The following is a 24,497-nucleotide window of genomic DNA, read 5'->3' as shown; positions in this document are numbered from 1 at the left end:
TTAAGTCGCTTAGCTATATTCTTTTCAATGCTGATTGTAAATAGGATATTCACTATAATAATTTTTAATTTTAAAAAAGAAATGACATGAAAAATATTTATGCGTTTGTCAAATTTGATTAATGTCTGCTAAGGTTGACATTAGTAAATTTAAATTAAGGCGGATAATGTGGATAAGATAAATAATGTAACAGTTTATTGCGGATCTAGTGTAGGAGCCAGTGATATTTATCAACAGCAGGCAATTGCATTAGCATCCGAACTGGTTAACAGAAAAATAACGCTGGTTTATGGCGGTGGCCGCGTCGGTATTATGAATGTTCTAGCTAACTCGGTATTGGAGCAAGGTGGTCAAGTGGTTGGTGTAATGCCTAATTTATTAGTTGAACGTGAGATTTCTCATACTGGTCTGAGTGAAATCCATATTGTCGGTACTATGCATGAACGTAAGCAGAAAATGATTGATTTGGCTGATGGGTTTATTGCGCTTCCGGGGGGATTTGGTACCCTGGAAGAATTTAGTGAAGTTTTTACTTGGGGTCAAATTGGCTTACATACAAAACCATGTGGCTTACTAAATGTTAATAATTATTGGGCACCGTTAGTTGCTATGATAGAAAAAATGGCTGATGAAAAGTTTTTACAAGAAAAATATCGACATATGGCGATTATTGAAGATAAGGCGGCCAATTTACTTGATCGTTTTTTACACTACACGGCACCTTCAGTAAAAACTTATGATGATCTATAGCTGTGTTAAGTTTCCATCACTTGGTTAGCACTAATAAAATAAATAATTAAAAAGTGATATATTGGTTTCACAGCTATAAAAGTTAGCTCTATATGGTGATTGCCTGACAGACTTCACAATTAGGATCAGGCATTAAATTAATCGTTCGAAATTCTGTTGACATAGCATCATAAAGTAGCACTTTTCCGCTGATAATTTTACCATAGTTAGTGAGTAATTTTAGTGTTTCCATCGCTTGCAAGCTACCAATAATACCAAAACCAGTGGAGACATAACGCTGGTTTCGATGCAAGAGAGATTATTTTCACCAAATAAACGGCTTAAACAGTGATAGCAGGGGTATTATCTTGATAAGTTAATACCAGGAGTTGTCCTTCCATGCGAATAGCTGCACCTGATACTAATGGGTGTTTTATAGCTAAGCGACTTAATTTTGATTACACCATATTGAGTGTGAACAAAATATCTGTGTCGCATCCCAGCGCTCTTTTTTGCATTTAGCTTGTGCCCATTTATGTTCAATTGGATTAAGATCTGGCGAATAGGTAGGCAAATATTCCACCATATGCCCCGCATCGATGATGACTTGTTGAATACTCTGTTTCTTGTGAAAAGTTCCATTATCCATCATGATTACACTGTTTTTAGGAAGTACTGGGATAAGGACTTGGGTGACCCCATGCATAGAAAACATCGCTGTTAATATTGATATCAAATAATCCGATAGCAAACAGCGTTGTGCCTAATAAAGCGCCGATAACATTTGTTCTTCCTTTAGCTCCCGAGTTCTTGAGGCCAACACACCGTTGACCTTTCGGAGAATAGCCGTGAGTCCGCGGGGTATCGTGTGAAAAACCACTTTCATCAATAAAAACAATATGCTTGCTTTCTTTTTCATACTGTTGTTTTTTGTTGAAACGTTTGTCGAGTGTTTTCGGCGGCTTTTGGATGACGTAGAGTTTTTTTATAGGTCAATCCCATTTTTTTAAGGGCTTGCCAAATGGCCTTCTGACAAACGCCAAAACGCTCTGCACGCTCTTTTTGGTAAGCATCTGGATATTGTTCAACATCTTTTATCAACTCGGATTTATCGATTTTTCGCTGACGCGTAGTCGATGCTTTTGGCTCTATTTGATTAATCCAACGCGATACAGATGCAAAGCCAATCCAAAACTGCTTTGCTTTTTCTTGGATACTAAACCTTTCTTTTTCCATCGTAAATATCACTTTACGTCTAAAATCAATTGAATAGTTCATATAAATAATGTCATCAAAATTAAGTCGCTTAGCTATAGAACATCAAACATTAAAGGGTGGTATTTCAATGTTGGCCTTATCAGACTGGCGCCCACACTTCAAAGCCTCTCATCTATCTTACACATCAAGACTTAATGTTCAGTGTCAAGCTATAGTAAAGGTTCACGGAGTCTTTCCGTCTTGCCGCGGGTACGCTGCATGTTCACAGCGAGTTTAATTTCACTGAGTTTCGGGTGGAGACAGCCTGGCCATTATTACGCTATTTGTGGAGGTCGGAACTTACCCGACAAGGAATTTCGGTACCTTAGGATCGTTATAGTTACGGCCGCGGTTTACTGTGGTTTTGATCAAGAGCTTTGGCTTACGGCTTACCCCATCAATTAACTTTTCAGCACCGGGCAGGCGTGACATCGTATACGTCCACTTTTGTGTTTGCACAGTGCTGTGTTTTTAATAAACAGTTGCAGCCAGCTGGTATCTTCGACTGGCTTTAGTTCCGGATGCTAGAGCTTTTACCTAATGCTAGCTTCTCTTTTCCCGAAGTTACGGCAGTATTTTGCCTAGTTTCTTCACCTGAGTATTCTCTACCTAACCACTTGTGTTGGTTTAGGGTACGCGATTAATGATTACCTATCGCTTAGAGGCTTTTCTTGGAAGCTGGGCATCAACTAATTCACTACCTTGGTGGCTTGTCATCACGTCTCAGTCTTTTAGTAGTGCTGATTTGCCTGCATTACCCCACCTACTCGCTTAAACCGGGACAACCGTCGCTCGGATACCTTAGCCTTTTTTTTCCCCTTTTCAGTAACCTTTAGTACGGGAATATTAACTTGTTTCTCATCGACTAAGCTTTTCACCCTTGCCTTAGGGGTCTCGACTTACCTTGCTCTGATTAACGTTGGACAGGAAATTTTGGTCTTTCGGCGAGCGAGTTTTTTACCCGCTTTATCGTTATTTATGTTAGTATTCGCACTTCTGATACCTTCAGCAGACTTCTCAGTCCAGCTTCTACGGCTTACAGAACGCTTCCCCTTACCCAACGACATTTAAATGTCGTTGGCCCAGCTTTGGTGCATGGTTTAGCTCCGTTACATCTTTTGCACAGGCTGACTTGACTAGTGAGCTATTACGCTTTCTTTAAATGTTGGCTGCTTCTAAGCCAACATCTTGGCTTCTAAGCCTTCCTACTTCGTTTCTTACTAACCATGACTTGGGGACTTTAGCTGGGTTTGTTGTTTCCTTTTCACGACGGACGTTATCACCCGCCGTCTGTCTCCCGTGATAACATTCTTCGGTATTTGTAGTTTATCGGTTGTAGTCGGATGACTCCCAGCCGAAACGGTGCTTTATCCCTGAAGATGAATTCACGAGGCGTTACCTAAATAGCTTCGGCGAGAACCAACTATCTCCTTGGTTTGATTGGTTTTGCACCCCAGCTACAAGTCATCTGCTAATTTTTTAACATTAGTCAGTTTGGTCTTTCAGTTAGTGTTACTTAACCTTCAACTTACCCATGGCTAGATCACCGTGTTTCGAGTTTATACTCTGTAACTGAACGCCCAGTTAAGAATCGGTTTTCTTACGGCTTTTCTATCCGGTTAACCTTGCTACAGAATATAAGTTGCTGACTCCATTATACAAAAGGTACGCAGTCACACTTTTTTGGGTGCTCCTACTGCTTGTACGTACACGTTTTCAAGTTCTATTTTATTTCCTTTTCCGGGGTTTTTTTTCGCCTTTTCTTCACGGTACTGGTTCACTATCGGTCAGTCAGAAGTATTTAGCTTTGGAGGATGGTCCCCTTATATTCAGACAGTTTAGACAGGATAACACGTGTCTTGCCCTACTCTTCGAGTTCAGAACACTTACCGTTTCAGATACGGGGCTATCATTTTTTGTTGCCGCCTTTTTCAGATCTTTTTCCTGCGGTAAATATTGATGTTGACTCTGGGCTGCTGCTCGTTTGCTCGCCGCTACTGGGGGAATTTTGGTTGATTTTTTTTATCGGGGTATTGAGATGTTTCAGTTTCCCCGGTTTGCCTTGTTTGACTATGAATTTATCAAACGATAGCGCATTAATGCACTGGATTTATCCATTCGGACATCGCCGGCTAGTACCGCTTTATATTAGCTTACCGACGCTTTTTGTAGATTAGCACGTCTTTGATCGTTTTTGACTGTTTAGGCATTTATTGTGTACGCTTTATTTGCTTAACTTTACAACCCGAAACAACCCGAAGGTGTCTCTTATCAAATAATACGGAAGCGTCATGGCTGCGCCGTGCGAAATTTTTTGTTGTGCGCTGCTTGTCTATACTCACGTACTTATCTAGGCTGCGCTGACTGGGCCGTTTACGGCGCAAATTTTACTTTGCTTTCTTATGCCACTTGTCTGTCTATTTGAATAACACTTTAAATTGGAGTTTGAGAGTTTTCTACACTATTTTTTTCAATAATGTGTGTTTTAATTTTCAGCTTGTTCTAGATTGTTAAAGAACATTATTATTCGCAGCATACTGTTGCCATGCCTGCGCTGAATAGCTTTTTTCTATTTTTATCTTTTATCTTCTATTATCTTCTATCTTCCAATATGGTGGAGCTAAGCGGGATCGAACCGCTGACCTCCTGCGTGCAAAGCAGGCGCTCTCCCAGCTGAGCTATAGCCCCATTAAGATTGTCGTATTATTACACCTTACTGCTAATCTTGCCTTTTAGCTACTTCTTCCATCAGCAATGTTGGTAGGCCTGAGTGGACTTGAACCACTGACCTCACCCTTATCAGGGGTGCGCTCTAACCACCTGAGCTACAAGCCTAATGATACTTTTTGCTCAATCTTCATCAGACAATCTCCGTGAACACTCACATTTTATTTATCTAGGTAAGGAGGTGATCTAACCGCAGGTTCTCCTACGGTTACCTTGTTACGACTTCACCCTAGTCATGAATCACAAACTGGTAAGCGCCATCTAAAAAGGTTAAGCTACCTATTTCTTTTGCAACTTACCCCCATGCTTTGACGGGCGGTGTGTACAAGGCCCGGGAACGTATTTACCGCGACATGCTGATCCGAGATTACTAGCGATTCCGACTTTATGGAGTCGAGTTGCAGACTCTAATCTGGACTTCGACGTACTTTTTGAGTTTGGCTTCCCTTCGCTGGCTTGTTTCTCTCTGTATACGCCATTTTAGCACGTGTGTAGCCCTACTCGTAAGGGCTATGATGACTTGACGTCATCTCCGCCTTTCTCCGGTTTATCACCGGCAGTCTCTTTTGAGTTCCGGACCGAATCGCTGGCAACAAAGGATAAGAGTTGTGCTCGTTGCGGGACTCAACCTAAGATTTCACAACACAAGCTGACGACAGCCATACAGCACCTGTCTGAGCGCTCTTGAAGGCACTTCTCTATCTCTAAAGGATTTTCTGGATGTCAAGAGTAGGTAAGGTTTTTCGGGTTGCATCGAATTAAACCACATGTTTTACTGCTTGTGCGGGCCCTCGGCAATTCATTTGAGTTTTAACCTTGCGGGTGTACTCCCTAGGCGGTCGATTTAACGCGTTAACTCCGGAGGCCACAGTTTATGAACACAACCTTCAAATTGACATCGTTTACATTGGACTACCAGGGTATTTAATTTTGTTTGCTCTCTACGCTTTCGCACATGAGCGTCAGTCTTTGTCTAGGGGCCCCGTTTTTGCCACCGGTATTTCTCCACATTTCTAGGCATTTGACCGCTACACATGGAATTTTACTCCCTCTACAAGACTTTAGCTAATTACTCTTGAATGCTATTTTTAGGTTAAGCCTGGAGATTTTACATCTAACTTAATTAATCGCTTGCGTGCTTTCGCATTTTCCGTATTACCGCGTCTGCTGGCACGGAGTTAGCCGGTACTTCTTCTGTCGCTAACGTCAATTGCCAAGGTTATTAACCTTAATACTTTGGTTATTAACCTTAATACTTTCTTCACGACTGAAAGGACTTTACAACTTGAAGGCCTTCTTTCTTTATACACGTATACACTGGGCATCGCTGTATCAAGCTTACACTCATTGTGCAATATTCTCTATTGCTGCTTCTTGTAGGAGTTTTGGCCGTGTCTCAGTTTTAGTGTGGCTGATCATTTTCTCAGACTAGCTAGAGACCATCGCTTAGGTGAGCCATTACCTTAACTACTAGCTAATCTTATATGAGTTTATCTGATATGGGTTTATCCGAAGGTTTGAGGCCAGAATGGTTTTTCACTTTGCTTTTTAGAGATTATGCGGTATTAGCCACCGTTTTTAGTGGAGTGGTTATCTCTTGCTTTTGGCTAGATCCTCATAACTTACTTGACTTACTTGTCTGCTGCTCGCTGGCAAAGAAGCAAGCTTTTTTTGCTGCTGCTCGACTTGCATGTGTTAGGCCTGCCGCCAGCGTTTAATCTGAGCCATGATTAGACTCTTCAATTAAAAGCTTGATGCTCAAAGAATGTTTTTACTGAAAGTAACGTCTTTTTGTTCAACTTGCTTTGTCGATGTTTGACCACTTTGGCTGCTGCCGACCAAAATAACGTTACTGCATATTAGTTTATATATGAATTAACTGTTTTTTTTACTTTTTAAGACTTTAAAATTAAATATTTATTTTTTGATGATGCTTTGCCAGTGCTCACACAGATTGTCTGATTAATTGTTAAAGAGCGTGCTACCTGGGCCGCGAGGTGGCATATATTACGCTTTTCACCTGTAAAGTCAAGTAGTTATTTCTACTTTTCTTTACCCTGCGTTAAGAAAATGCAATTTAATTGATTCGTTCTATACTGATTCAGTGGGGACGCAGTATAGAGCGCCTAAAAATTTACTCAACTATTTTTTTCGTTTTTAATTTATATGAATATATTTTCGTCATAATGAATTAAAATTCTACGAAATTAGCTCGATCTTATAGTATCCATTCAACTTTATGATTTAAAAAAATCAAAGATAAGACTATATGGTATTTTATTAGATATAAATTCACTTCATTTGATTAAAAAAATATTTAATAATATAAAATACATATTTATCTATTCACTATTTGTTAACTAATTCAAATAGTTTACTTAGGATAAAAATAGCAATCACTTCTAATATAAGACCTTATTTGCATTCAAAACCTGTTATTGGAAATAGTCTGTTTATCGATCCAATTGCTGTGATAATTGGCGATGTACGTATCTCTGATAATGTAAGTATTTGGCCACTAACTGTCATACGTGGTTATGTCAATTATATATCCATCGGAGCAAGAACTAATATTCAAGATGGTTCAGTACTTCATGTTACTCATAAAAATAAACTTAATCCCCAAGGATATCCTCTTATTATTGCTGAAGACGTTACTATTGGACAAAAAGTTATGTTGCATGGATGTACTATTGGTAACCGAACTTTTGTTGGAATGGGTTCAATTATTTTAGACGGTGCAAAGATTGAGGCTGATGTCGTTATCGGTGCAGGTAGTTTAGTCACTGAAGGCAAAAAATTAGAAAGTGGTTATTTATATATTGGTAGTCCTGTAAAAAAGATTAAAAATTATCGTCAGAAGAGTGAGAAGGCTTAGTTCAGTCCGCAACTAATTATGACTTATGACAATTCGAAAAATAATTACTTATAAGTGTATTATTAAAGATGCTGTCCTTAATTGTTACCTGATATCGTTATCATTTTTTCCGTATAAATATACCAACTAATTTATGTCAGCATTTTCTTTTATTCGCTGTAATACAGATGAAATATCAGGTAATTTACCGTGCCATAGTTTAAAAGCAAAAACCGCCTGACCGACTAACATACCAATACCATCAGCATATTTTAATACTCCGTGGGTTTTCGCTAATGTTAAAAATGGTGTTTCATTTAATTGATAGAACATGTCATAACAAAAAACATTTTGCTTAAATATATTGGATGAAATAGCAGGAGCTTCCCCTGCAACACCAGAAGATGTCGCATTGATCACTAAATCATACCCAGCGGAATGAATAGACTCCAACATCAATGAATTAATATGCCCTATAGCAGAAAATTCTTTTGCTAGTTTATCTGCTTTGCTAAATGTTCGATTCGTAATCGTTATTCGACAGCCATAATTTAAAATAGGAGCTATAACACCACGTGCTGCACCACCAGCACCAATTACTAATATATGCATTCCCTTTTCAATAAAGCGCAAACGCTCAAGATCTAAAACTAAACCTATTCCATCGGTATTATCACCAAGTAATCTATGATCATCTAATTTCTTGATAGTATTAATTGAACCACATATTTGAGCTTGTTCAGTTAATTCATCAACTTTATGGTAGGCTAATTCCTTAAAGGGTAAAGTAATATTTGCTCCCTTTCCTCCTCGGAAAAAAATCATCTAATTTTTCTTCAAATTTATTTACAGGAACTAGCACTTTTCCATATTCATATTTAATACCAGTTTGCTCAGCAAATAATTTATGAATAAGTGGTGATTTACTATGTACTACTGGATTTCCAAATACCGCAAATTCTTCCATTTGCATTACCCTTTTCGGTACAAGTGACCTGTCATTATATCTCGAATTTCAGATGGATTCTTACGTCCTCCAACAGAACCCTCTAAAACGAATACTTGGCGATTAAACTGAGCAATAACTTCTTCTTTTGTTCTGCATGGTGATAATCCATTTAAATTAGCACTAGTAGAAATCAATGGTTTTCCATATAAAAAACAAATCTTTTTAATTAATTCAAAATTTGTAATACGAACCGCAAGTGAATCAAATTTTCCTGTTAACCATTTTGGCATGTCTTTTCTAGCGGGCACTACCCAAGTTATAGCCTCAGACCCTGTTGAAAGCATCATTTCTTTTTGTAAATTAGTTAATTTATTATCATCAATATAAGGTGTTAATTGTTTATAGTCCCCAGCTATTAAAATTAGTCCTTTTTTCCATGAACGCTGTTTTAATAATAATAACTTACGGACTGCTTTAGCGTTATCAGGATCACATCCGAGGCCAAAAACAGCTTCTGTCGGATAGGCTATAATTTTACCTTCATTTAGCGCTAAAATAATATTCCGAAATGAAGGGGATATTTCATCAACCATAGCAATTTATTCCATTTATTTTTATTACTGCTGTTTATTACATAATTTATTTGCACAAAATATTTTCATATTTTTTGAAACCTTTTTTCTATTAATAATGGATACTGACAGAAAGAACATTTACCAGAAATTGGTTTAGCATTCAGCACAAATTGATATTTAGGATAACAATTACAACCATAAAATACTTTTCCAAACGGGATGTTCTTTGCAGTAATTCACCATCTTGCTACTGTGGACATCCAATTAATGTTTTATCAGGTTTATCAATTAACTCTGTATGTTCACATTTAGGATAATGACTGCAACCAATAAACATACCAAAACGCCCTTGCTTCAACACCAAATTATGCCCACATTTGGGACAAAAATAATCCGGTAATTCTTTAATTATTTGGCTCTCTCCTGCTTGTTTTAATGGCCAAACATAATCATATTTAGGATAGTTAGAGCAAGCTACAAAAGGCCCATAGCCGCCATTTTGAATAATAAGTTCACTTTGACATTTAGGGCAATGCTCCTTATCTTCACCTGCAATTTTTCTAAAAAGGGTTGCCTTTTGCATTCTCATCTCACTTTAATTACTCAACTCTAATATATCCACTAGACACAAAGATAATTTTATTCATCAATTCAAATTCCAATAATTGAGCAGATACCTCAGTAATTGATAAGCCACTTCTTTCAGCAATTAAATCTATAGGCGTTGGCTCATAATTAATATATCGCAATATATTATTCATAGAATTATCGATCGACAGATTATCAGATAGGATTTTATTTTCTGGTAACCATTATAGTCTACTGTTTAAATATTCAATAACATCTTGAGGCGAAGAGGCTAAATAAGCCCCCTGTTGAATTAACCAGTGATTACCTTCATATAAGGTATTTCCTAACGTACCTGGTAAAGAAAAAATATTTTTACCTTGCTCCAATGCACATTTAGCTGTAATTAATGAACCACTTTTTAATCCACCCTCAATCACAACGACTGCTTTACTTAAGCTACTAATTATACGATTTCGACGCGGACAATGCTTGGCTCATGGAGGAGTGTCTGGTAGATATAGCTAGGCGACTTTAAAATGATTATAAGTAATTACTCTATATCAGTAAATTTATATTGGAGAAAAACATATATTTTTGTAATCAAAATTAAGTCGCTTAGCTAGAAAAGATGTTGAAAAATATCCAGATGCTTACCAAAAAGAGCGTGCAGAGCGTTTTGGCGTTTGTCAGAAGGCCATTTGGCAAGCTCTTAAAAAATGGGATTGACCTATCAAAAAACTCTATAGCTAGGCGACTTTAAAATGATTACAAGTAATTACTCTATATAAGTAAATTTATATTGGAGAAAAACATATATTTTGTAATCAAAATTAAGACGCTTAGCTATACGTCATCCGAAAGCCGACGAAAACACTCGACAAACGTTTCAACAAAAAAACAACAGTATGAATATGAAAAAGAAGGCAAGCATATTGTTTTTATTGATGAAATTGGTTTTTCACACGATATCCCGCGGACTCACGGCTATTTCCCGAAAGGTCAACGGTGTGTTGGTCGCAAGAACTGCGGAGCTAAAGGAAGAACAAATGTTATTGGCGCTTTATTGGGCACAATGCTGTTTGCTATCGGATTATTTGATATCAATATTAACAGCGATGTTTTCTATGCATGGGTCACTCAAGTCCTTATCCTAGTACTTCCTAAAAACAGTGTAATCATGATGGATAATGCAACTTTTCACAAGAAACAGAGTATTCAACAAGTCATCATCGATGCGGGGCATATGGTGGAATATTGGCCTACCTATTCGCGAGATCTTAATCCAATTGAACATATATGGGGAAAAGCTAAATGCAAAAAAAAGAGCGCTCGGATGCGACACAGATATTTTGTTCGCACTCAATATAGTGTAATCAAAATTAAGTCGCTTAGCTATATCGTGTGGAAAAGTGTTCGGGTTGTCACTACTGAAACCCTTGCTAAGGGGTATGGTGCCACAGCATGAAAAACATTCAAGATATAGCTAAGCGTCTTAATTTTGATTACAAAATATATATTTTTCTCCAATATAAATTTACTGATATAGAGTAATTACTTGTAATCATTTTAAAGTTGCCAAGCTGCCAAGCTATAGTAACTTTAATATTACCTTTGCCAAGAAAGATAAGTGGTGCTACAGCAAAAAAGATAGATAAACACATTGTTATCACATCAAAATGATATGATGCATTCTGTATAAAAAATGGGGTGCTAAAAACGAGTGATGATATTAAAAGATTTTTAAGGTTAAGCTCCCCAAAAGAAAACTGACAAATTATAAGGCAAGATAATGCACATACAACAACTGAAATAACTCGGCTCATCGGTGCAATATCAACAATATCGCCACCTAAAGTTAAAGCATAAACAACCACATCAGCAAGTGGTTGTCCATCATCTGACCATTTTAGATAGTTCATCATAATTCTAGCATAATCATCAGTATATGGTTTTCCAGTTACAAATATCATTCCGAGGTATACGGTAAGAATTAAGCATGATAACAAGAAGAAAATAGGTTTATTAATTTCTCTATTAGTTAGCATCGTTTTTTCTCTTAAGTATCTAACATGGCCTTTGTTTAACTTCTTCATAAATTCTTCCAACATATTCACCCAACATAATCCCATGCTGAACGCCCCAAAATAAGATAGATACCAGTAACGAAGCATAACCAGGCACGGAACGCACCCATACCAGTCATCTTACATCCATCCAAGCCCACACACAAATATGGCAACAAATAGGTATATATGTCCACATACGGAGGGGAAAAATGAAAACTTCAGTACCCTCAAGGCAAGGTTCCACAGCACCAGCCATTCAGCCATTAAATTTCACAGCCATTCAGCCATTAAATTTCAGCCATTCAGCCATTAAATTTCGATTCCCCTTCTGAGCCTTCTGCTCGGGTATATTCTACAATATCTACTTTACTGCCAACCCATGAAAGTATGCCTTTCACGAATAGATTTCTCTAGAAAGGCCATGTTTCTACTGTTTCGCGACATCATCCGAGTCACCAACATTTTCTTCATTCTGGGCGTGCTTATTGTGCAGGATTATAGAAGCACTCAGCTGTTTTTATGTTTTAACCATCCACGGTTAAGCGGTCAGTTCGTTTGTCAGAACAACCTCAGCGCCTTCCTTCCACTTCTCAATGAGGCGGGGATAACATTAATGGTCTTTGCGGTCAACATCGATAGGAATAACAGCATCACCCGTAGCGTGGTCTAGGCCAGCAAACAGAGCGGGGGTTCTTTGCCAAAGTTCCGCTTGAAGATCAGTGGCTTAACTAGGCTATCAGGAATGGCTAGTGCATTGACGATGCTTTCTGTTGAATCCTTGCTACCGTCATTGATGAAGATAATTTCGACTTCATATTTTTTTAGTTCTTCATTTTCACGGACGGTTTTATAGAAGATTGGAATAGCTTCCTCTTTATTAAATACAGGGACAATTAATGATATTTTCATTATTCGATGCCTTTAAATACAACAAATTTTGAATATAAGAAACCTAAAATAAGGATATTGTTTAAAAATTTTAGTATTGTGATAAATGGGTAAATATTTAATTTATCTGATAAGCATCCTATCAGGTAACTAATCATTCCCATAAAACCAATGAAAGTTATGTATAGCTGGGTGACTTTAAAATGATTAGAAGTAATTACTCTATATCAGTAAATTTATATTGGAGAAAAACATATATTTTGTAATCAAAATGAAGACGCTTAGCTATATCGAGAACCAGTTGCTTTTTTATTAAAAGTGAATTTAGCGTTGGCAAAGAAAAAATGTTACTCACACTAAGAAAGAGAGAAGGTTAGCATAAGCCTGTGTAATATTTGTTATAGAAATAATAATAGCAAATATAATCCAATGAATAATTGTATTGATGATGCCAATTGAAAAGTATTTAGCGAAATCTATCACAATATTTATCTATGCTTAAATTTGATTAAGAAGTTTATCATATGGGTGATTTGATTATTACTGTGAATAATTACAGTTTGATAAGATGAAAATAAAAAACCAGCAAGATTGGTTAAATATTTTTTGATGTTAAAAGGTGTACAAAAATTATCCATAAAAACATCAATAATACCAGTAATTTTCACTCACTATAAGCGGTAAGTAATTGATTTGTAATGAGTAAAATCGCTTTTTTACGTGTAAATACGTATATTAATTGAGCTATATATTTATAACTAACTGATTTTAAATTGTTATTAATTTTTAAACCAGCTATTATGTTGATTATTGGCATGATGCCCTTTGCTTTGGCATTACAAAAAACTGGTGGTATTGATTTGATTGTTAATTTACTAATAGATATTGCAGGTGGCATGGGACCAAGGATAATGTTGCTTTGCTTATTTATTGTTTTTGCACTAACTGGATTATTTATTTCTAATACCGCAAAAGCAATATTAATGGCACCGGTTGCCATTCCTGTTGCTAATCATATGATTGTTTCGCCAATACCTTTTGCTATGCTGATAAGTGTTGCAGCTTCCGCGGCTTTTATGACCCCAGTTTCTTCACCGGTTAATATTCTAATTTTGGCCCCTGGTGGCTATAAATTCACTGATTTCCTTAAATTTGGTGTTCCTTTTATTGTTTTAGTTATGGCTATCACTATTGTTAGTGTTCCTCAATTGTTTCCATTTTAAAGTTATCGCCTATTGTATGTAACAAACAGTAAAATAATAATACGATTTATATGTTATATAACTTACTAGCTACTGATTTCATCTAAAGATAGGGTAAATCCGGGTACAAAAACTTCAATAAAGTATTGCATTTCATCGCTATAACGTTCAGAAAGTGTTTTTTCAAGTCGCATTTTAGCTAGATTAAACTCGGTATTGCCTGCAGATAGCTCTTCTAAGCATTTTAAATAGGCACAAAGTGCATCCGCTTGTTTAACGATAGCGCGTTCTTCCTCAGTATGATATTCATCATCCAGAATCGGCTGAAAATCTTGTTGTAATTCTTCTGGTAGCATAGCGATAAGTTTTTGCTGAGCGTATTTTTCAATTTTTTTGTATTCGTTAGCAATTTGTGGGTTATGATATTTTGTTGGTGTTGGCAGATCACCGGTTATCACTTCACTGGCGTCATGATACATAGCGAGCAGAGTAATACGTTCAGGATTGAGTTGGCCATTAAATTTTCGATTTTTAATGCAAGCAAGAGCATGAGCGACAAAGGCAACTTGTAAACTATGCTCTGAAATATTTTCAGTACGTACATTGCGCATTAATGGCCAGCGATTAATTAATTTCATCCGAGAAAGATGGGCAAAAAAATAACTCATAGATTGTCCTCATGGGATTGTTATATAGCTGGGCGACTTTAAAATGATTAGAAGTAATTACTCTATATCAGTAAATTTATATTGGAGAAAAACATATATATTTTGTAATCAAAATTAAGACGCTTAGCTATAGTGATAAGCATTCTGGATTGATTAGATTAACAAGTAAATAACAAAATAGAACATTCTTAATGTAGATTAAGAATGTTCTATTGTTGGACAACTATTAGCGATAGTTTCGCAGGAATTGGCTAAATTTATTAATTGCAGCTTCAAGCTCGCCAACATAAGGTAGCGTAACAATTCTGACGTGATCGGGTTCAAGCCAATTAAAAGCTGTTCCCTGAACCAATAAAACTTTTTCCTGTATCGTGTATAAGAGTAAATCAAGTACCATTTTTTGGTCGTTTGAGATATTGAATTTTTTAATATTAATTTTGGGAAACATATATAAAGCACTTTGCACTTTAACACATGATTCCCCAGGAATTTCACTAATCAGTTCCCAAACGCGATTACCTTGTTCATATAATCGCCCACCAGGACAGATAAATTTGTTAATACTCTGATAACCGCCTAATGCGGTTTGGATTGCATGTTGCATAGGAACGTTAGCACAAAGCCGCATCGAGGCTAATATTTCTAAGCCTTCAATATAGCTTTTGGTATTCTCTTTGGAGCCATTAAGCACCATCCAGACTTGACGAAAACCAGCAACCCGATAAGTTTTTGATAAACGATTAAAAGTAACGGTTAATAGATCTGGTGCTAACGCGGCAATTGAATGATGCTCAGCATCATCGTAAAGAATTTTATCGTAGATCTCATCGGCAAAAATAATCAACTGATGCTGACGAGCGATTTCGATAATCTCCATTAATAATGCTTTGCTGTAAAGAGAATTAGTAGGATTATTGGGATTAATGATGACGATGCCACGTCTGCGAGGGATAATTTTTTGCGAATATCATCTAGATCAGGAAACCAATTTTGTTCTTCATCACATCTATAGTGTACAGCTTTGCCACCGAAAAGAGATACCGCAGCAGTCCATAGCGGATAGTCAGGAGCTGGGACTAACATTTCATTATTATTATTCAATATAGCTGGGCGATTTTAAAATGATTAGAAGTAATTACTCTATATCAGTAAATTTATATTGGAGAAAAACATATATATTTTGTAATCAAAATTAAGACGCTTAGCTATAATGTCAAGCATTCCTCTAGCCTGATAGAGTTGCATGATTGCTTTGCGTGCGGAGTAAATTCCTTTTGAATCACTATAACCTTCTGAGTGAGTAAGATTGCCTAGAACATCAAATAAAATTTCATCCGGCGCTTCAAAACCAAAAGGCGCTGGATTACGAATATGAAGTTTAAGAACTTTATGGCCTTCTTCTTCAAGACGTTTGACCTCTTTAAGAACAGGCCCTCTTATGTCGTAGCATACGTTATCCAATTTATTGGATTTAGTTATTGTATTCATTTACTCTGTTTGAACCTCAACGTTAATAGAATATGAGGAAATTTTTCTGCATATTTATATTCACACTCTACTCTTAGTTAGAAAAATTTTGAAGATATAGGCTTATTTTTGGGAAAAGGTTGGTTTAAATAATTAAATTAGGTCAAATAAACTTTTATATAACTTAATTAAATAAATAAATTCAAAAATCTCGCATAAGTTAGTCTTATATTTTAGATGTGAGATCATTTTTAGTATACAAAGAATAAATTACTTAGTGAATAGATTTGGCAGTGCATTTTTTGTTACAAACCATTGGTGGTTTCATGATAGAAATATTGTTTTTATAACATATAATTAAAGTTAATATGTTATTGCCGTATCTGGGTAAATTAGAGTTTTGTTGCTGATTATCAATTAATAGTTTTTCCTAGCTGCATTATCTTTAACAGTTATTTTGTTCAGAATAACATATAACCTATTTTTTTTCTGTTTGAAAAATCGTTATTTTGGCATATGACTGGAATTAAAAATTATTCTAATAAAAAAGAGAAGAAGAACATTCTCATTGGCATTTTGTTTATCAATATGTAAAACATGCTTATTATTAAACAATTAAGTTAATAAAAGTGTATACACAGTAATAAATACTGCATTAATAGAAATAAATTTTAATATATAAGGTTTTATCTTTATTTCTTTAACTATCAATAATTTTAATATCTATTGAATTCGTAAAAACACCAGGAATGATATAAGAGAATAAAATGATAAATTCAAATCGCCCAATTATGAATCTCAATCTTGATTTACTTAGGACTTTTGTTGCTGTTGCCGATCTTAATACATTTGCGGCAGCTGCTGCAGCTGTTTGTCGTACTCAATCAGCCGTTAGCCAACAAATGCAGCGTTTAGAACAGTTAGTGGGCCGTGAGCTTTTTGAACGCCATGGCCGTAATAAATTATTAACGGATCATGGTTTGCAGTTATTAGGTTATGCGCGGCAAATATTACGGGCTAATGATGATGCTTCAGCTTCACTAACATATAATGATGCTGAAGGTGAGTTGCGAGTTGGTGTTTCTGATGACACTACCAATACTTTATTACCATTTCTGCTGAATCGTATCGCATCAGTATATCCGCGTATGGCCGTTGATATTTATATAAAGCGCGCCCATCTTATTAAAAAAATGCTGGATAATGGTGAAATTGATTTAGCACTAATACCCACAGAATTGAGTCAATATCCAAGTATGTTGTTACGTTCTGCGCCCATCCTTTGGCATTGTGCACCTGATTTTCAGCATCAATTAAATGAGCCAATTCCTTTGGTTGTCATGGATGAAACCAATCCATTTCGTGAAATAGCGATAAGCACCCTTAATGCTACGGGTATCAAATGGCGTATTGCGTATGAAGCAGCTTCGTTATCGGCAGTGCTTGCTGCGGTTAATGCTGAAGTCGGTATCACTGCGCGTCCGCTAGAAATGCAGACTGGTGATTTAAGAATACTAAGCGAAAGTGATCGTTTACCCCGTTTACCCGAAATTCGTTATTGGTTATACCGTAATATTAATGAGCAAAACGAGGCTATTTTAGCTGTATTTTGTGCAATTAAAAATAAGAAAACACCTTATATAGTACAGCCGATTAGCGAGACAATTAATAAAGAAATATTATAAATCTGACGATTAGTAAATTACGCTTTAGTTAACGTTGTTATTTAAGTTAAATAACTCGTGCGCTTCTATTATTCCTGGACTGTTTCTCTATTTTATATAGTTATAGCAGTGCATTTTTATTTTCCCTGGAGGAGCTGATTTTATTTAGCTGACAATAGCTAAAAATATTAGTACATAAAATATTCCTTATTATTGTGATAAAGAAAAGAATTGTTTAACAAAAATTATTTAAATATTTCTTATCAATGGAACTAAATTTTATTTTGGAAAAATTTGTTGTGGCTTAAAAGGTTTAAGTTTTATCTAATAATTAGGGTTATTTATAAATTTGTGAAAAATGACAGTCGTTAATATAATCAAATAAAATTGATTTTTTTATAATCAATTAAGTTTTTTTAACAGAATTGTGCGCGTGATCATAAAATAGCGGAAGTGAAGCGGTTTTAAAACAGGTTTTTCCTGAGATAATCGTGTAGTAAAAACGAAATATAAGTTACACTAGTTACTAACTATTAGTATTAATTGAATGAACTGTCACGTTTTAGCTGGCGAGATTTTTTGATTTACAGTTGTAAGGTAAAAGGTGTGAAGAGAGCGTTATTCTATAAACAAAATAGTGGTGAGAAGAATTAAGTTTAAGAAAATTGATGTATTTCTGTCTATTGTAATTTTTTCTTCTCATCTAATTATGGTTAGTGTGGTGTAATATTGCGCTAATTCAAGAGCAAAGCAATGACACCGTTTTTATTTATAATGAGTAAGCAGCGAGTATGTCAACATCTATTGAAGTATTTGCTCATCATTGGGATTTTGCAATATATCTTATCGGTGCTCTTGGTCTGTGTTCCTTAATGTTACTTGGTGCTTATTACCTCGGTGGTAGATCCCAAGCCAGAGCAAAGCATATCCCTTATGAATCGGGCATTAATTCTGTTGGTAGTGCCCGTTTGCGTATATCAGGCAAATTTTACTTGGCTGCAATGTTTTTTGTTATTTTCGATGTTGAAGCGTTATTCCTTTATGCGTGGGCAGTCTCTATTAAAGAAAGTGGTTGGTTAGGCTTTATTGAGGCAAGTATTTTTATTTTGGTGCTATTGGTGGGTTTATTCTACTTGGTTCGTGTTTGGGCACTTAATTGGACCCCAGAGCGTTCACGTCGAAATGTTGAAAAACCGAGTGAAATAATTAAAAAAAATAATCGTCATCCCTAGTAAAATTGAGGCATTCAAAGATGCATTATACGCTCACTCGCATTGACTTAAATGGTGAGAATGACCGTCATCCCTTGCAAACACAGCAAGTTGTCGGGGATCCATTAGAGCAGCATGTTTATCGTAGTGTTTACATGGGTAAATTAGAGCATGCTTTATATAATATGGTGAATTGGGGCAGAAATAATTCTCTCTGGCCGTACAATTTTGGCCTTTCTTGTTACTATGTTGAAATGGTGACTTTTTTCACTGCGGTGCATGATCTCGCCCGATTTGCTGCTGAGGTACTAAGCGCATCACCGCGATAGGCTGATTTTATGGTTGTTGCCGGAACTTGTTTTACTAAGATAGCACCTGTTATTCAACGACTTTATGATCAGATGTTAGCGCCTAAATAGGTAATTTCTATGGGGGCATGTGCTAACTCTGGTGGTATGTACGATATTTATTCTGTTGTACAGGGGGTTGATAAATTTCTTCCTGTTGATGTCTATATACCAGGTTGTCCACCACGCCCTGAAGCTTATATGCAAGCTTTATTATCATTACAAGAATCGATTGGTAAAGAACGTCGTCTATTATCGTGGGTTGTCCGGCGATCAGGGTGTTTATCGCGCCAATATGCAATCTGAAAAAGAGCGTAAGCGTGGTGAAAGAATAGCGGTCAAAACGCTACGAACACCCGATGAAATATAAGGCTTAAAAATATAAGCTATTCAGCGTAACAGAACCAATGTGTTGCGGTCGTAATAAACCTGATCAAGCATTGTGGTGCATAATGATAACAGATCAGATAACGCAAGAGAGCGTCAGGCCGGCATGGCAAACTTATGATCATTGTGATGATCCAATAATTTGGACACTGCGTAACCAATTCAGTCCAGATGCTTTCACCATTCAATCAACTCGTACCGGAATGTTGGTTATATGGATCAAACGTGAACAACTTCTTGCCGTAATAGAGTTTTTGAAAAAACAGCCTAAACCTTATGTAATGTTGTTTGACTTACATGGGGTTGATGAGCGGAAACGAGTATATCGGCAAGGTTTGCCTGAAGCGGATTTTTCCGTTTTTTACCATCTTATTTCTATTGAGCGTAACCGCGATATTATGTTGAAAGTGGCGCTTAGTGAGAAAGATCTTAATATTCCCTCTATCGTTTCTTTATTTCCCAATGCTAATTGGTATGAACGTGAAGTATAGGATATGTTTGGCATAACATTTAATGGCCATCGGAATTTGCGCCGGTTATTAATGCCAATGACCTGTGAAGGACATCCGTTATGTAAAGATTATCCGGCCAGGGCCACTGAATTTTATCCTTTTGTTTTAACCAAACAAAAGCTTGATTTAGAGATGGAGTCACTGACCTTTAAACCCGAAGAATGGGGAATGGGGAGAGGCAACGAACATGAAGATTTTATGTTCTTGAATCTGGGCCCCAATCATCCCTCATTTCACGGAGCTTTTCGCATTGTACTGCAACTAGATGGTGAAGATATTATCGACTGTGTACCGGATATTGGTTACCATCATCGCGGTGCAGAGAAAATGGGCGAGCGCCAATCCTGGCACAGTTATATTCCCTATACTGATCGCATTGAGTATTTAGGTGGCTGTGTTAACGAAATGCCTTATGTATTAGCGGTAGAAAAATTAGCAGGAATTGACGTTCCTGATCGGGTTAAGACTATCCGCGTTATGTTGTCGGAGTTATTCCGTATTAACAGCTATTTACTCTATATCAGTACCTTTATTCAGGATGTCGGTGCCATGACACCGGTTTTCTTTGCGTTTACCGATCGTCAGAAAATTTTTGACATTGTTGAAGCGATTATCGGTTTCCGTATGCATCCAGCTTGGTTTCGGATCGGGGGTGTTGCCCATGACTTACCGAAAGGCTGGCAAAAACTATTGCAGCAGTTCCTTGACTGGATGCTAAAGCGATTGGATTCATATGTCAAGGCAGCATTGCACAATAAGTATTCTTAAAGGGCGTTCAGTTGGTGTCGCTGCTTACACGACTAAAGAAGCATTAGATTGGGGGGGGCACTGGCGCCGAATTACGCGCGACAGGCCTTAATTTCGATATTCGTAAATGGCGACCCTATTCAGGTTATGAAAACTTTGAATTTGAAGTTCCTATCGGCAACAATGACGATTGTTATGATCGAGTGATGTTAAAAGTGGAAAAACTGCGGCAAAGCCTGCGTATTCTTAAGCAATGCTTAAATAATATGCCAGCAGGACCATTTAAAGCCGATCATCCCCTAACTATAGCTAGGCGACTTTAAAATAATTACAAGTAATTACTCTATATCAGTAAATTTATATTGGATAAAAACATATATTTTTGTAATCAAAATTAAGACGCTTAGCTATACTTCACCACCGAAGGAACGCACTTTACAGCATGTTGAAACCATGATTAATCATTTTTACAAGTTTCATGGGGGCCTGTTATGCCTGAAAATGAGGCTTTTGAGATGATTGAAGCAACAAAAGGGATCAATAGTTACTATCTGACCAGTGATGGTAATACTATGAGTTATCGCACCTGCGTTCATACACCAAGTTTTGCTCATTTACAGAAAATTCCTGCGGTGATCAGAGGCAGCCTGGTGTCTGATCTTATTGTCTACCTTGGTAGCATTGATTTTGTCATGTCAGATGTAGATCGTTAATGATGCAAGATGAATTTAATCCCAATCAACAGCAAAAGCGGCTCGATGTCGCTAATATGGTAGAATCTCACACCAAACATGATTTTGCCTTGACGACAGAAGAGCGAGAAGAGATCGAGCAAGAAAAACATCACTATGAAGATGCCAGAGCCGCTTCAATTGAAGCATTAAAAATTGTACAAAAAAACGTGGTTGGGTGGAAGACGGTGCTATTTATGCAATTGCCGATCTCTTAGATATTCCTGCTAGTGATATAGAAGGAGTGGCCACCTTCTACAGGCAAATTTATCGCCAACCTGTTGGTCGCCATATTATTCGTTATTGTGACAGTGTGGTTTGTCATATTACCGGTTATCAAGGTATTGAGGCTAAAATTATCAAGTTATTAAAGATTGCGCCTGGCCAAAAAACTACTGATGGTCGGTTTACCTTATTACCAACTTGTTGTCTGGGTAACTGTGATAAAGGTCCGACTATGATGATTGATGAGGATACCCATAGTCATGTAAAGCCATCTTATATTCAACGGCTATTGGAGCAGTATCCATGAAAACACAGCGACAAATTACCCGTAGTGCGCAGACACATCCATTAACCTGGCGGTTACGTGAAGATCAGCAGCCGGTCTGGTTAGAGAAATACTTAAGTAAAAATGGTTACCAAGGTGCTAAAAATGCCCTAAAAAGTATGTCGCCAGATCAAGTTGTTAGCTTAGTTAAAGATGCTGGTCTTAAAGGTCGCGGTGGTGCTGGTTTTTCTACCGGCCTCAAATGGAGCTTGATGCCGAAAGATGACAGCATCAATATCCGTTATTTACTTTGCAATGCGGATGAAATGGAGCCTGGAACCTATAAAGATCGTCTTTTATAGCTAAGCGTCTTCATTTTGATTACAAAATATATGTTTTTCTCCAATATAAATTTACTGATATAGAGTAATTACTTGTAATCATTTTAAAGTCGCCCAGCTATAGAACCTTTGCAGAGTGCTATAAAATATTTTCGTGCTGAATTTGAAGCGGGTATCAGCCAACAGAATTTTACCAACTTGAGTCCAATTGCTGGCATTCAACCAAATTTGTTAAAGCAGCGTTGGTGATAACTTACGCTAAGCTGAATAAAAACATATTTAAGTCGACTAAATTTTTGATTAACGCCTGCTGAAAAAGCAGGCCATTAGGAAGCATGTTGACTATGGTTACAATATATGTAGACGGCAAACGATATGATGTAAATGGGGCTGAAAACCTATGCAGGCCTGTCTCTCTCTTGGTCTGGATATCCCTTACTTTTGCTGGCACCCAGCCTTAGGAAGTGTTGGTACTTGCCGTCAATGCGCAGTTAAGCAATATCAAAATGCTGACGACACACGTGGTCGTCTGGTAATGTCCTGCATGACACCGGCTTCTTATGGAACCTATATTTCCATCGATGATGATGAAGCCAAGCAGTTTCGTGCAAGTATTGTTGAGTGGTTGATGACAAATCATCCACATGATTGCCCAGTTTGTGAAGAAAGCGGCAATTGTCATTTACAAGATATGACGGTGATGACTAGTCATACAATGCGTAAATATTGTTTTACTAAAAGAACACATCATAATCAGGATCTAGGTCCATTCATTGGTCACGAAATGAATCGTTGTATCGCTTGCTATCGTTGTGTTCGTTATTACAAAGATTATGCTGATGGCATCGATCTGGGGGTTTATAGCGCTCATAATCATGTCTATTTTGGCCGGGAGGAAGACGGTACGCTAGAGAGTGAATTTGCTGGCAATTTAGTTGAGATCTGCCCAACTTGGGTTTTTACTGATAAAACCCATTCTGAACGTTACAATCGCAAATGGGATATGCAATTTGCGCCAGGAATATATCAACAGTGTAGTATTGGTTGTAATACAAGCCCTGGTGAACGTTATGGTGAATTACGCCGGATTGAAAACCGCTATAATGAGGTGGTAAATCACTATTTTTTTATGTGATAGTGGTCGTTTTGGTTACGGTTATGTTAATCGCAAAGATCGAACTCACCAGCCTCAATTAGTTAAAAAAGCAAAACGACACACTATTTCGGTGATGGAGGCGATGCAAACGGATGCCAAAATTTTACGCAAAGCAACAAAGATTATCGGTATTGGGTTACCAAGAGCTAGTATCGAGAGAAATTATGCATTACGGGCGCCGGTTGGCGAAGAAAATTTTTATTCAGGTATATCGACAGCTGAACAACGTCACCTCGAACTAATGGTTAATATTCTGCAAAAAGGAGGCGTCTATACGCAGCGACATTGCGTGAAATTGAAAATTATGACGCGGTGTTGGTTTTGGGGGAGGATTTAACCCAAACTGGAGCTCGTATAGCATTATAGCTAAGCGACTTAATTTTGATTACACCATATTGAGTGCGAACAAAATATCTGTGTCGCATCCGAGCGCTCTTTTTTTGCATTTAGCTTGTGCCCATTTATGTTTAATTGGATTAAGATCTGGCGAATAGGTAGGCAAATATTCCAGCATATACCCCGCATCGATGATGACTTGTTGAATACTCTGTTTCTTGTGAAAAGTTGCATTATCCATCATGATTACACTGTTTTTAGGAAGTACTGGGATAAGGACTTGGGTGACCCATGCATAGAAAACATCGCTGTTAATATTGATATCAAATAATCCGATAGAAAACAGCGTTGTGCCCAATAAAGCGCCGATAACATTTGTTCTTCCTTTAGCTCCCCAGTTCTTGAGACCAACACATCGTTGACCTTTCGGGGAATAGCCGTGAGTCCGCGGGGTATCGTGTGAAAAACCACTTTCATCAATAAAAACAATATGCTTGCCTTCTTTTTCATACTGTTGTTTTTTTGTTGAAACGTTTGTCGAGTGTTTTCGTCGGCTTTCGGATGACGTAGAGTTTTTTTATAGGTCAATCCCATTTTTTAAGAGCTTGCCAAATGGCCTT

The 24,497-nt window shown here is 37.1% G+C and carries 15 protein-coding genes, 2 tRNA genes, 1 rRNA gene, 14 pseudogenes and 1 other annotated feature; of the genes and pseudogenes, 13 read left to right on the top strand and 19 right to left on the bottom strand.

The window, feature by feature from the left end; genetic code table 11:
* The first annotated feature begins 168 nt into the window (after positions 1-168).
* A complete protein-coding gene (locus ARSQ2_RS05735; RefSeq protein ID WP_181994661.1) occupies positions 169-750 on the top strand; it encodes an LOG family protein in 582 nt (193 codons plus the stop codon).
* A gap of 88 nt (positions 751-838) precedes the next feature.
* Here ARSQ2_RS05735 and ARSQ2_RS12650 read toward each other — a convergent pair.
* The 7 genes and pseudogenes from ARSQ2_RS12650 to ARSQ2_RS05700 form a co-directional block, all read right to left on the bottom strand.
* Positions 839-1,169: pseudogene (locus tag ARSQ2_RS12650) on the bottom strand (ThiF family adenylyltransferase); the annotation flags it as partial.
* Between the two features lie 8 nt (positions 1,170-1,177).
* Positions 1,178-1,480 (bottom strand): transposase, encoded by a 303-nt coding sequence (locus ARSQ2_RS05725; protein ID WP_255487500.1) that lies wholly within the window; start codon positions 1,478-1,480, stop codon positions 1,178-1,180.
* A complete protein-coding gene (locus tag ARSQ2_RS14770) occupies positions 1,395-1,619 on the bottom strand; it encodes a transposase (protein WP_255487501.1) in 225 nt (74 codons plus the stop codon). The genes ARSQ2_RS05725 and ARSQ2_RS14770 overlap by 86 nt, the downstream gene beginning before the upstream one ends.
* Before the next feature lie 25 nt (positions 1,620-1,644).
* Entirely contained in the window at positions 1,645-2,007 is a 363-nt protein-coding gene (locus ARSQ2_RS05720) for an IS630 transposase-related protein (RefSeq protein ID WP_181994659.1), read from the bottom strand.
* 214 nt (positions 2,008-2,221) lie between these two features.
* Positions 2,222-4,209 (bottom strand) — a sequence feature (23S ribosomal RNA rRNA prediction is too short).
* Positions 4,210-4,598: 389 nt separating this feature from the next.
* A tRNA-Ala gene (locus ARSQ2_RS05710) sits at positions 4,599-4,674 on the bottom strand.
* Between the two features lie 70 nt (positions 4,675-4,744).
* A tRNA-Ile gene (locus ARSQ2_RS05705) sits at positions 4,745-4,821 on the bottom strand.
* 66 nt (positions 4,822-4,887) lie between these two features.
* Positions 4,888-6,459, bottom strand: a 16S ribosomal RNA gene (locus tag ARSQ2_RS05700).
* A gap of 649 nt (positions 6,460-7,108) precedes the next feature.
* Here ARSQ2_RS05700 and ARSQ2_RS05695 point away from each other — a divergent pair.
* Positions 7,109-7,591 (top strand): gamma carbonic anhydrase family protein, encoded by a 483-nt coding sequence (locus ARSQ2_RS05695; RefSeq protein ID WP_181994665.1) that lies wholly within the window; start codon positions 7,109-7,111, stop codon positions 7,589-7,591.
* Positions 7,592-7,717: 126 nt separating this feature from the next.
* Here the strand turns inward: ARSQ2_RS05695 and aroE are convergent.
* From aroE to ARSQ2_RS05670, 5 genes and pseudogenes are all read right to left on the bottom strand, one after another.
* Positions 7,718-8,537, bottom strand: a pseudogene (aroE, locus tag ARSQ2_RS05690) (shikimate dehydrogenase).
* A gap of 5 nt (positions 8,538-8,542) precedes the next feature.
* Positions 8,543-9,112 (bottom strand): L-threonylcarbamoyladenylate synthase type 1 TsaC, encoded by a 570-nt coding sequence (gene tsaC / locus ARSQ2_RS05685; RefSeq protein WP_181994658.1) that lies wholly within the window; start codon positions 9,110-9,112, stop codon positions 8,543-8,545.
* 24 nt (positions 9,113-9,136) lie between these two features.
* Positions 9,137-9,677, bottom strand: a pseudogene (locus ARSQ2_RS05680) (DNA topoisomerase family protein).
* A gap of 16 nt (positions 9,678-9,693) precedes the next feature.
* Positions 9,694-9,855: a DprA-like winged helix domain-containing protein gene (locus ARSQ2_RS14765; RefSeq protein ID WP_181994657.1), complete on the bottom strand. Its 162-nt coding sequence runs from the start codon at positions 9,853-9,855 to the stop codon at positions 9,694-9,696.
* Positions 9,856-9,906: 51 nt separating this feature from the next.
* On the bottom strand, positions 9,907-10,101 hold the full coding sequence (locus ARSQ2_RS05670; RefSeq protein ID WP_238334335.1) for a DNA-processing protein DprA: 195 nt from the start codon (positions 10,099-10,101) through the stop codon (positions 9,907-9,909).
* 196 nt (positions 10,102-10,297) lie between these two features.
* Between ARSQ2_RS05670 and ARSQ2_RS14215 the strand changes: the two are divergent.
* Together ARSQ2_RS14215 and ARSQ2_RS12645 are read left to right on the top strand one after the other, a co-directional pair.
* Positions 10,298-10,390, top strand: a pseudogene (locus tag ARSQ2_RS14215) (IS630 transposase-related protein); the annotation flags it as partial.
* Between the two features lie 73 nt (positions 10,391-10,463).
* On the top strand, positions 10,464-11,129 hold the full coding sequence (locus ARSQ2_RS12645) for a transposase (RefSeq protein WP_238334334.1): 666 nt from the start codon (positions 10,464-10,466) through the stop codon (positions 11,127-11,129).
* A gap of 37 nt (positions 11,130-11,166) precedes the next feature.
* Here ARSQ2_RS12645 and ARSQ2_RS05655 read toward each other — a convergent pair whose 3' ends face one another.
* Both ARSQ2_RS05655 and ARSQ2_RS05650 read right to left on the bottom strand, forming a co-directional pair.
* Positions 11,167-11,772: a glucosyltransferase domain-containing protein gene (locus tag ARSQ2_RS05655; RefSeq protein ID WP_181994656.1), complete on the bottom strand. Its 606-nt coding sequence runs from the start codon at positions 11,770-11,772 to the stop codon at positions 11,167-11,169.
* Positions 11,729-12,639, bottom strand: a pseudogene (locus ARSQ2_RS05650) (glycosyltransferase family 2 protein). Before ARSQ2_RS05650 ends, ARSQ2_RS05655 begins: the two are co-directional and overlap by 44 nt.
* 770 nt (positions 12,640-13,409) lie before the next feature.
* On the opposite strand from ARSQ2_RS05650, the pseudogene ARSQ2_RS05645 reads away from it, so the two are divergent.
* Positions 13,410-13,841 (top strand): annotated as a pseudogene (locus ARSQ2_RS05645) (SLC13 family permease); the annotation flags it as partial.
* Between the two features lie 65 nt (positions 13,842-13,906).
* Here the strand turns inward: ARSQ2_RS05645 and yfbR are convergent.
* From yfbR to ARSQ2_RS14760, 3 genes and pseudogenes are all read right to left on the bottom strand, one after another.
* The gene (gene yfbR, locus ARSQ2_RS05640) at positions 13,907-14,488 is read right to left on the bottom strand and encodes a 5'-deoxynucleotidase (protein ID WP_181994655.1); all 582 of its coding nucleotides are present in this window, start codon (positions 14,486-14,488) and stop codon (positions 13,907-13,909) included.
* A 226-nt stretch (positions 14,489-14,714) separates the two neighbouring features.
* A pseudogene (locus ARSQ2_RS05635) lies at positions 14,715-15,595 on the bottom strand (aminotransferase class I/II-fold pyridoxal phosphate-dependent enzyme); the annotation flags it as partial.
* Positions 15,596-15,699: 104 nt separating this feature from the next.
* Positions 15,700-15,976: pseudogene (locus ARSQ2_RS14760) on the bottom strand (aminotransferase); the annotation flags it as partial.
* Positions 15,977-16,722: 746 nt separating this feature from the next.
* Here ARSQ2_RS14760 and ARSQ2_RS05630 point away from each other — a divergent pair.
* The 8 genes and pseudogenes from ARSQ2_RS05630 to nuoG form a co-directional block, all read left to right on the top strand.
* Positions 16,723-17,640 (top strand): LysR substrate-binding domain-containing protein, encoded by a 918-nt coding sequence (locus ARSQ2_RS05630; protein WP_181994654.1) that lies wholly within the window; start codon positions 16,723-16,725, stop codon positions 17,638-17,640.
* A gap of 770 nt (positions 17,641-18,410) precedes the next feature.
* Positions 18,411-18,851, top strand: coding sequence for an NADH-quinone oxidoreductase subunit A (locus ARSQ2_RS05625; RefSeq protein WP_181994653.1), 441 nt, complete (start codon positions 18,411-18,413; stop codon positions 18,849-18,851).
* A gap of 20 nt (positions 18,852-18,871) precedes the next feature.
* Positions 18,872-19,547: pseudogene (locus ARSQ2_RS05620) on the top strand (NuoB/complex I 20 kDa subunit family protein).
* An 82-nt stretch (positions 19,548-19,629) separates the two neighbouring features.
* Positions 19,630-21,131 (top strand): annotated as a pseudogene (gene nuoC, locus ARSQ2_RS11915) (NADH-quinone oxidoreductase subunit C/D); the annotation flags it as partial.
* 106 nt (positions 21,132-21,237) lie between these two features.
* Positions 21,238-21,536, top strand: a pseudogene (locus tag ARSQ2_RS05600) (NADH-quinone oxidoreductase subunit D-related protein); the annotation flags it as partial.
* Between the two features lie 56 nt (positions 21,537-21,592).
* Positions 21,593-22,086 (top strand): annotated as a pseudogene (nuoE, locus tag ARSQ2_RS05595) (NADH-quinone oxidoreductase subunit NuoE).
* A pseudogene (locus tag ARSQ2_RS05590) lies at positions 22,083-22,403 on the top strand (NADH-quinone oxidoreductase subunit F); the annotation flags it as partial. The pseudogenes nuoE and ARSQ2_RS05590, both read left to right, overlap by 4 nt.
* A gap of 326 nt (positions 22,404-22,729) precedes the next feature.
* Positions 22,730-23,904, top strand: a pseudogene (gene nuoG / locus ARSQ2_RS05585) (NADH-quinone oxidoreductase subunit NuoG); the annotation flags it as partial.
* On the opposite strand, the gene ARSQ2_RS05580 reads toward nuoG, so the two are convergent.
* Positions 23,844-23,987, bottom strand: a complete 144-nt coding sequence (locus ARSQ2_RS05580; RefSeq protein WP_181994651.1) for a hypothetical protein — start codon at positions 23,985-23,987, stop codon at positions 23,844-23,846. The pseudogene nuoG and the gene ARSQ2_RS05580 sit on opposite strands and share 61 nt — an antisense overlap.
* The gene (locus ARSQ2_RS05575; protein ID WP_238334336.1) at positions 23,927-24,367 is read right to left on the bottom strand and encodes an IS630 family transposase; all 441 of its coding nucleotides are present in this window, start codon (positions 24,365-24,367) and stop codon (positions 23,927-23,929) included. Before ARSQ2_RS05575 ends, ARSQ2_RS05580 begins: the two co-directional genes overlap by 61 nt.
* Positions 24,368-24,497 lie beyond the last annotated feature (130 nt).

It is taken from the genome of Arsenophonus endosymbiont of Bemisia tabaci Q2 (assembly GCF_902713415.1).
Classification (GTDB): domain Bacteria; phylum Pseudomonadota; class Gammaproteobacteria; order Enterobacterales; family Enterobacteriaceae; genus Arsenophonus.
Note: the sequence above shows the minus strand (reverse complement) of the source record. Positions and strands in the feature narration are given on the sequence as shown.

Coding starts and splice junctions, on each gene's coding strand:
- ARSQ2_RS05720 (WP_181994659.1), bottom strand. CDS start 2,007: ATGAACTATTCAATTGATTTTAGACGTAAAGTGATATTTACGATGGAA.
- tsaC (WP_181994658.1), bottom strand. CDS start 9,112: ATGGTTGATGAAATATCCCCTTCATTTCGGAATATTATTTTAGCGCTA.
- ARSQ2_RS14765 (WP_181994657.1), bottom strand. CDS start 9,855: ATGAATAATATATTGCGATATATTAATTATGAGCCAACGCCTATAGAT.
- ARSQ2_RS05655 (WP_181994656.1), bottom strand. CDS start 11,772: ATGTTGGAAGAATTTATGAAGAAGTTAAACAAAGGCCATGTTAGATAC.
- yfbR (WP_181994655.1), bottom strand. CDS start 14,488: ATGAGTTATTTTTTTGCCCATCTTTCTCGGATGAAATTAATTAATCGC.
- ARSQ2_RS05630 (WP_181994654.1), top strand. CDS start 16,723: ATGATAAATTCAAATCGCCCAATTATGAATCTCAATCTTGATTTACTT.
- ARSQ2_RS05625 (WP_181994653.1), top strand. CDS start 18,411: ATGTCAACATCTATTGAAGTATTTGCTCATCATTGGGATTTTGCAATA.
- ARSQ2_RS05580 (WP_181994651.1), bottom strand. CDS start 23,987: ATGCAAAAAAAGAGCGCTCGGATGCGACACAGATATTTTGTTCGCACT.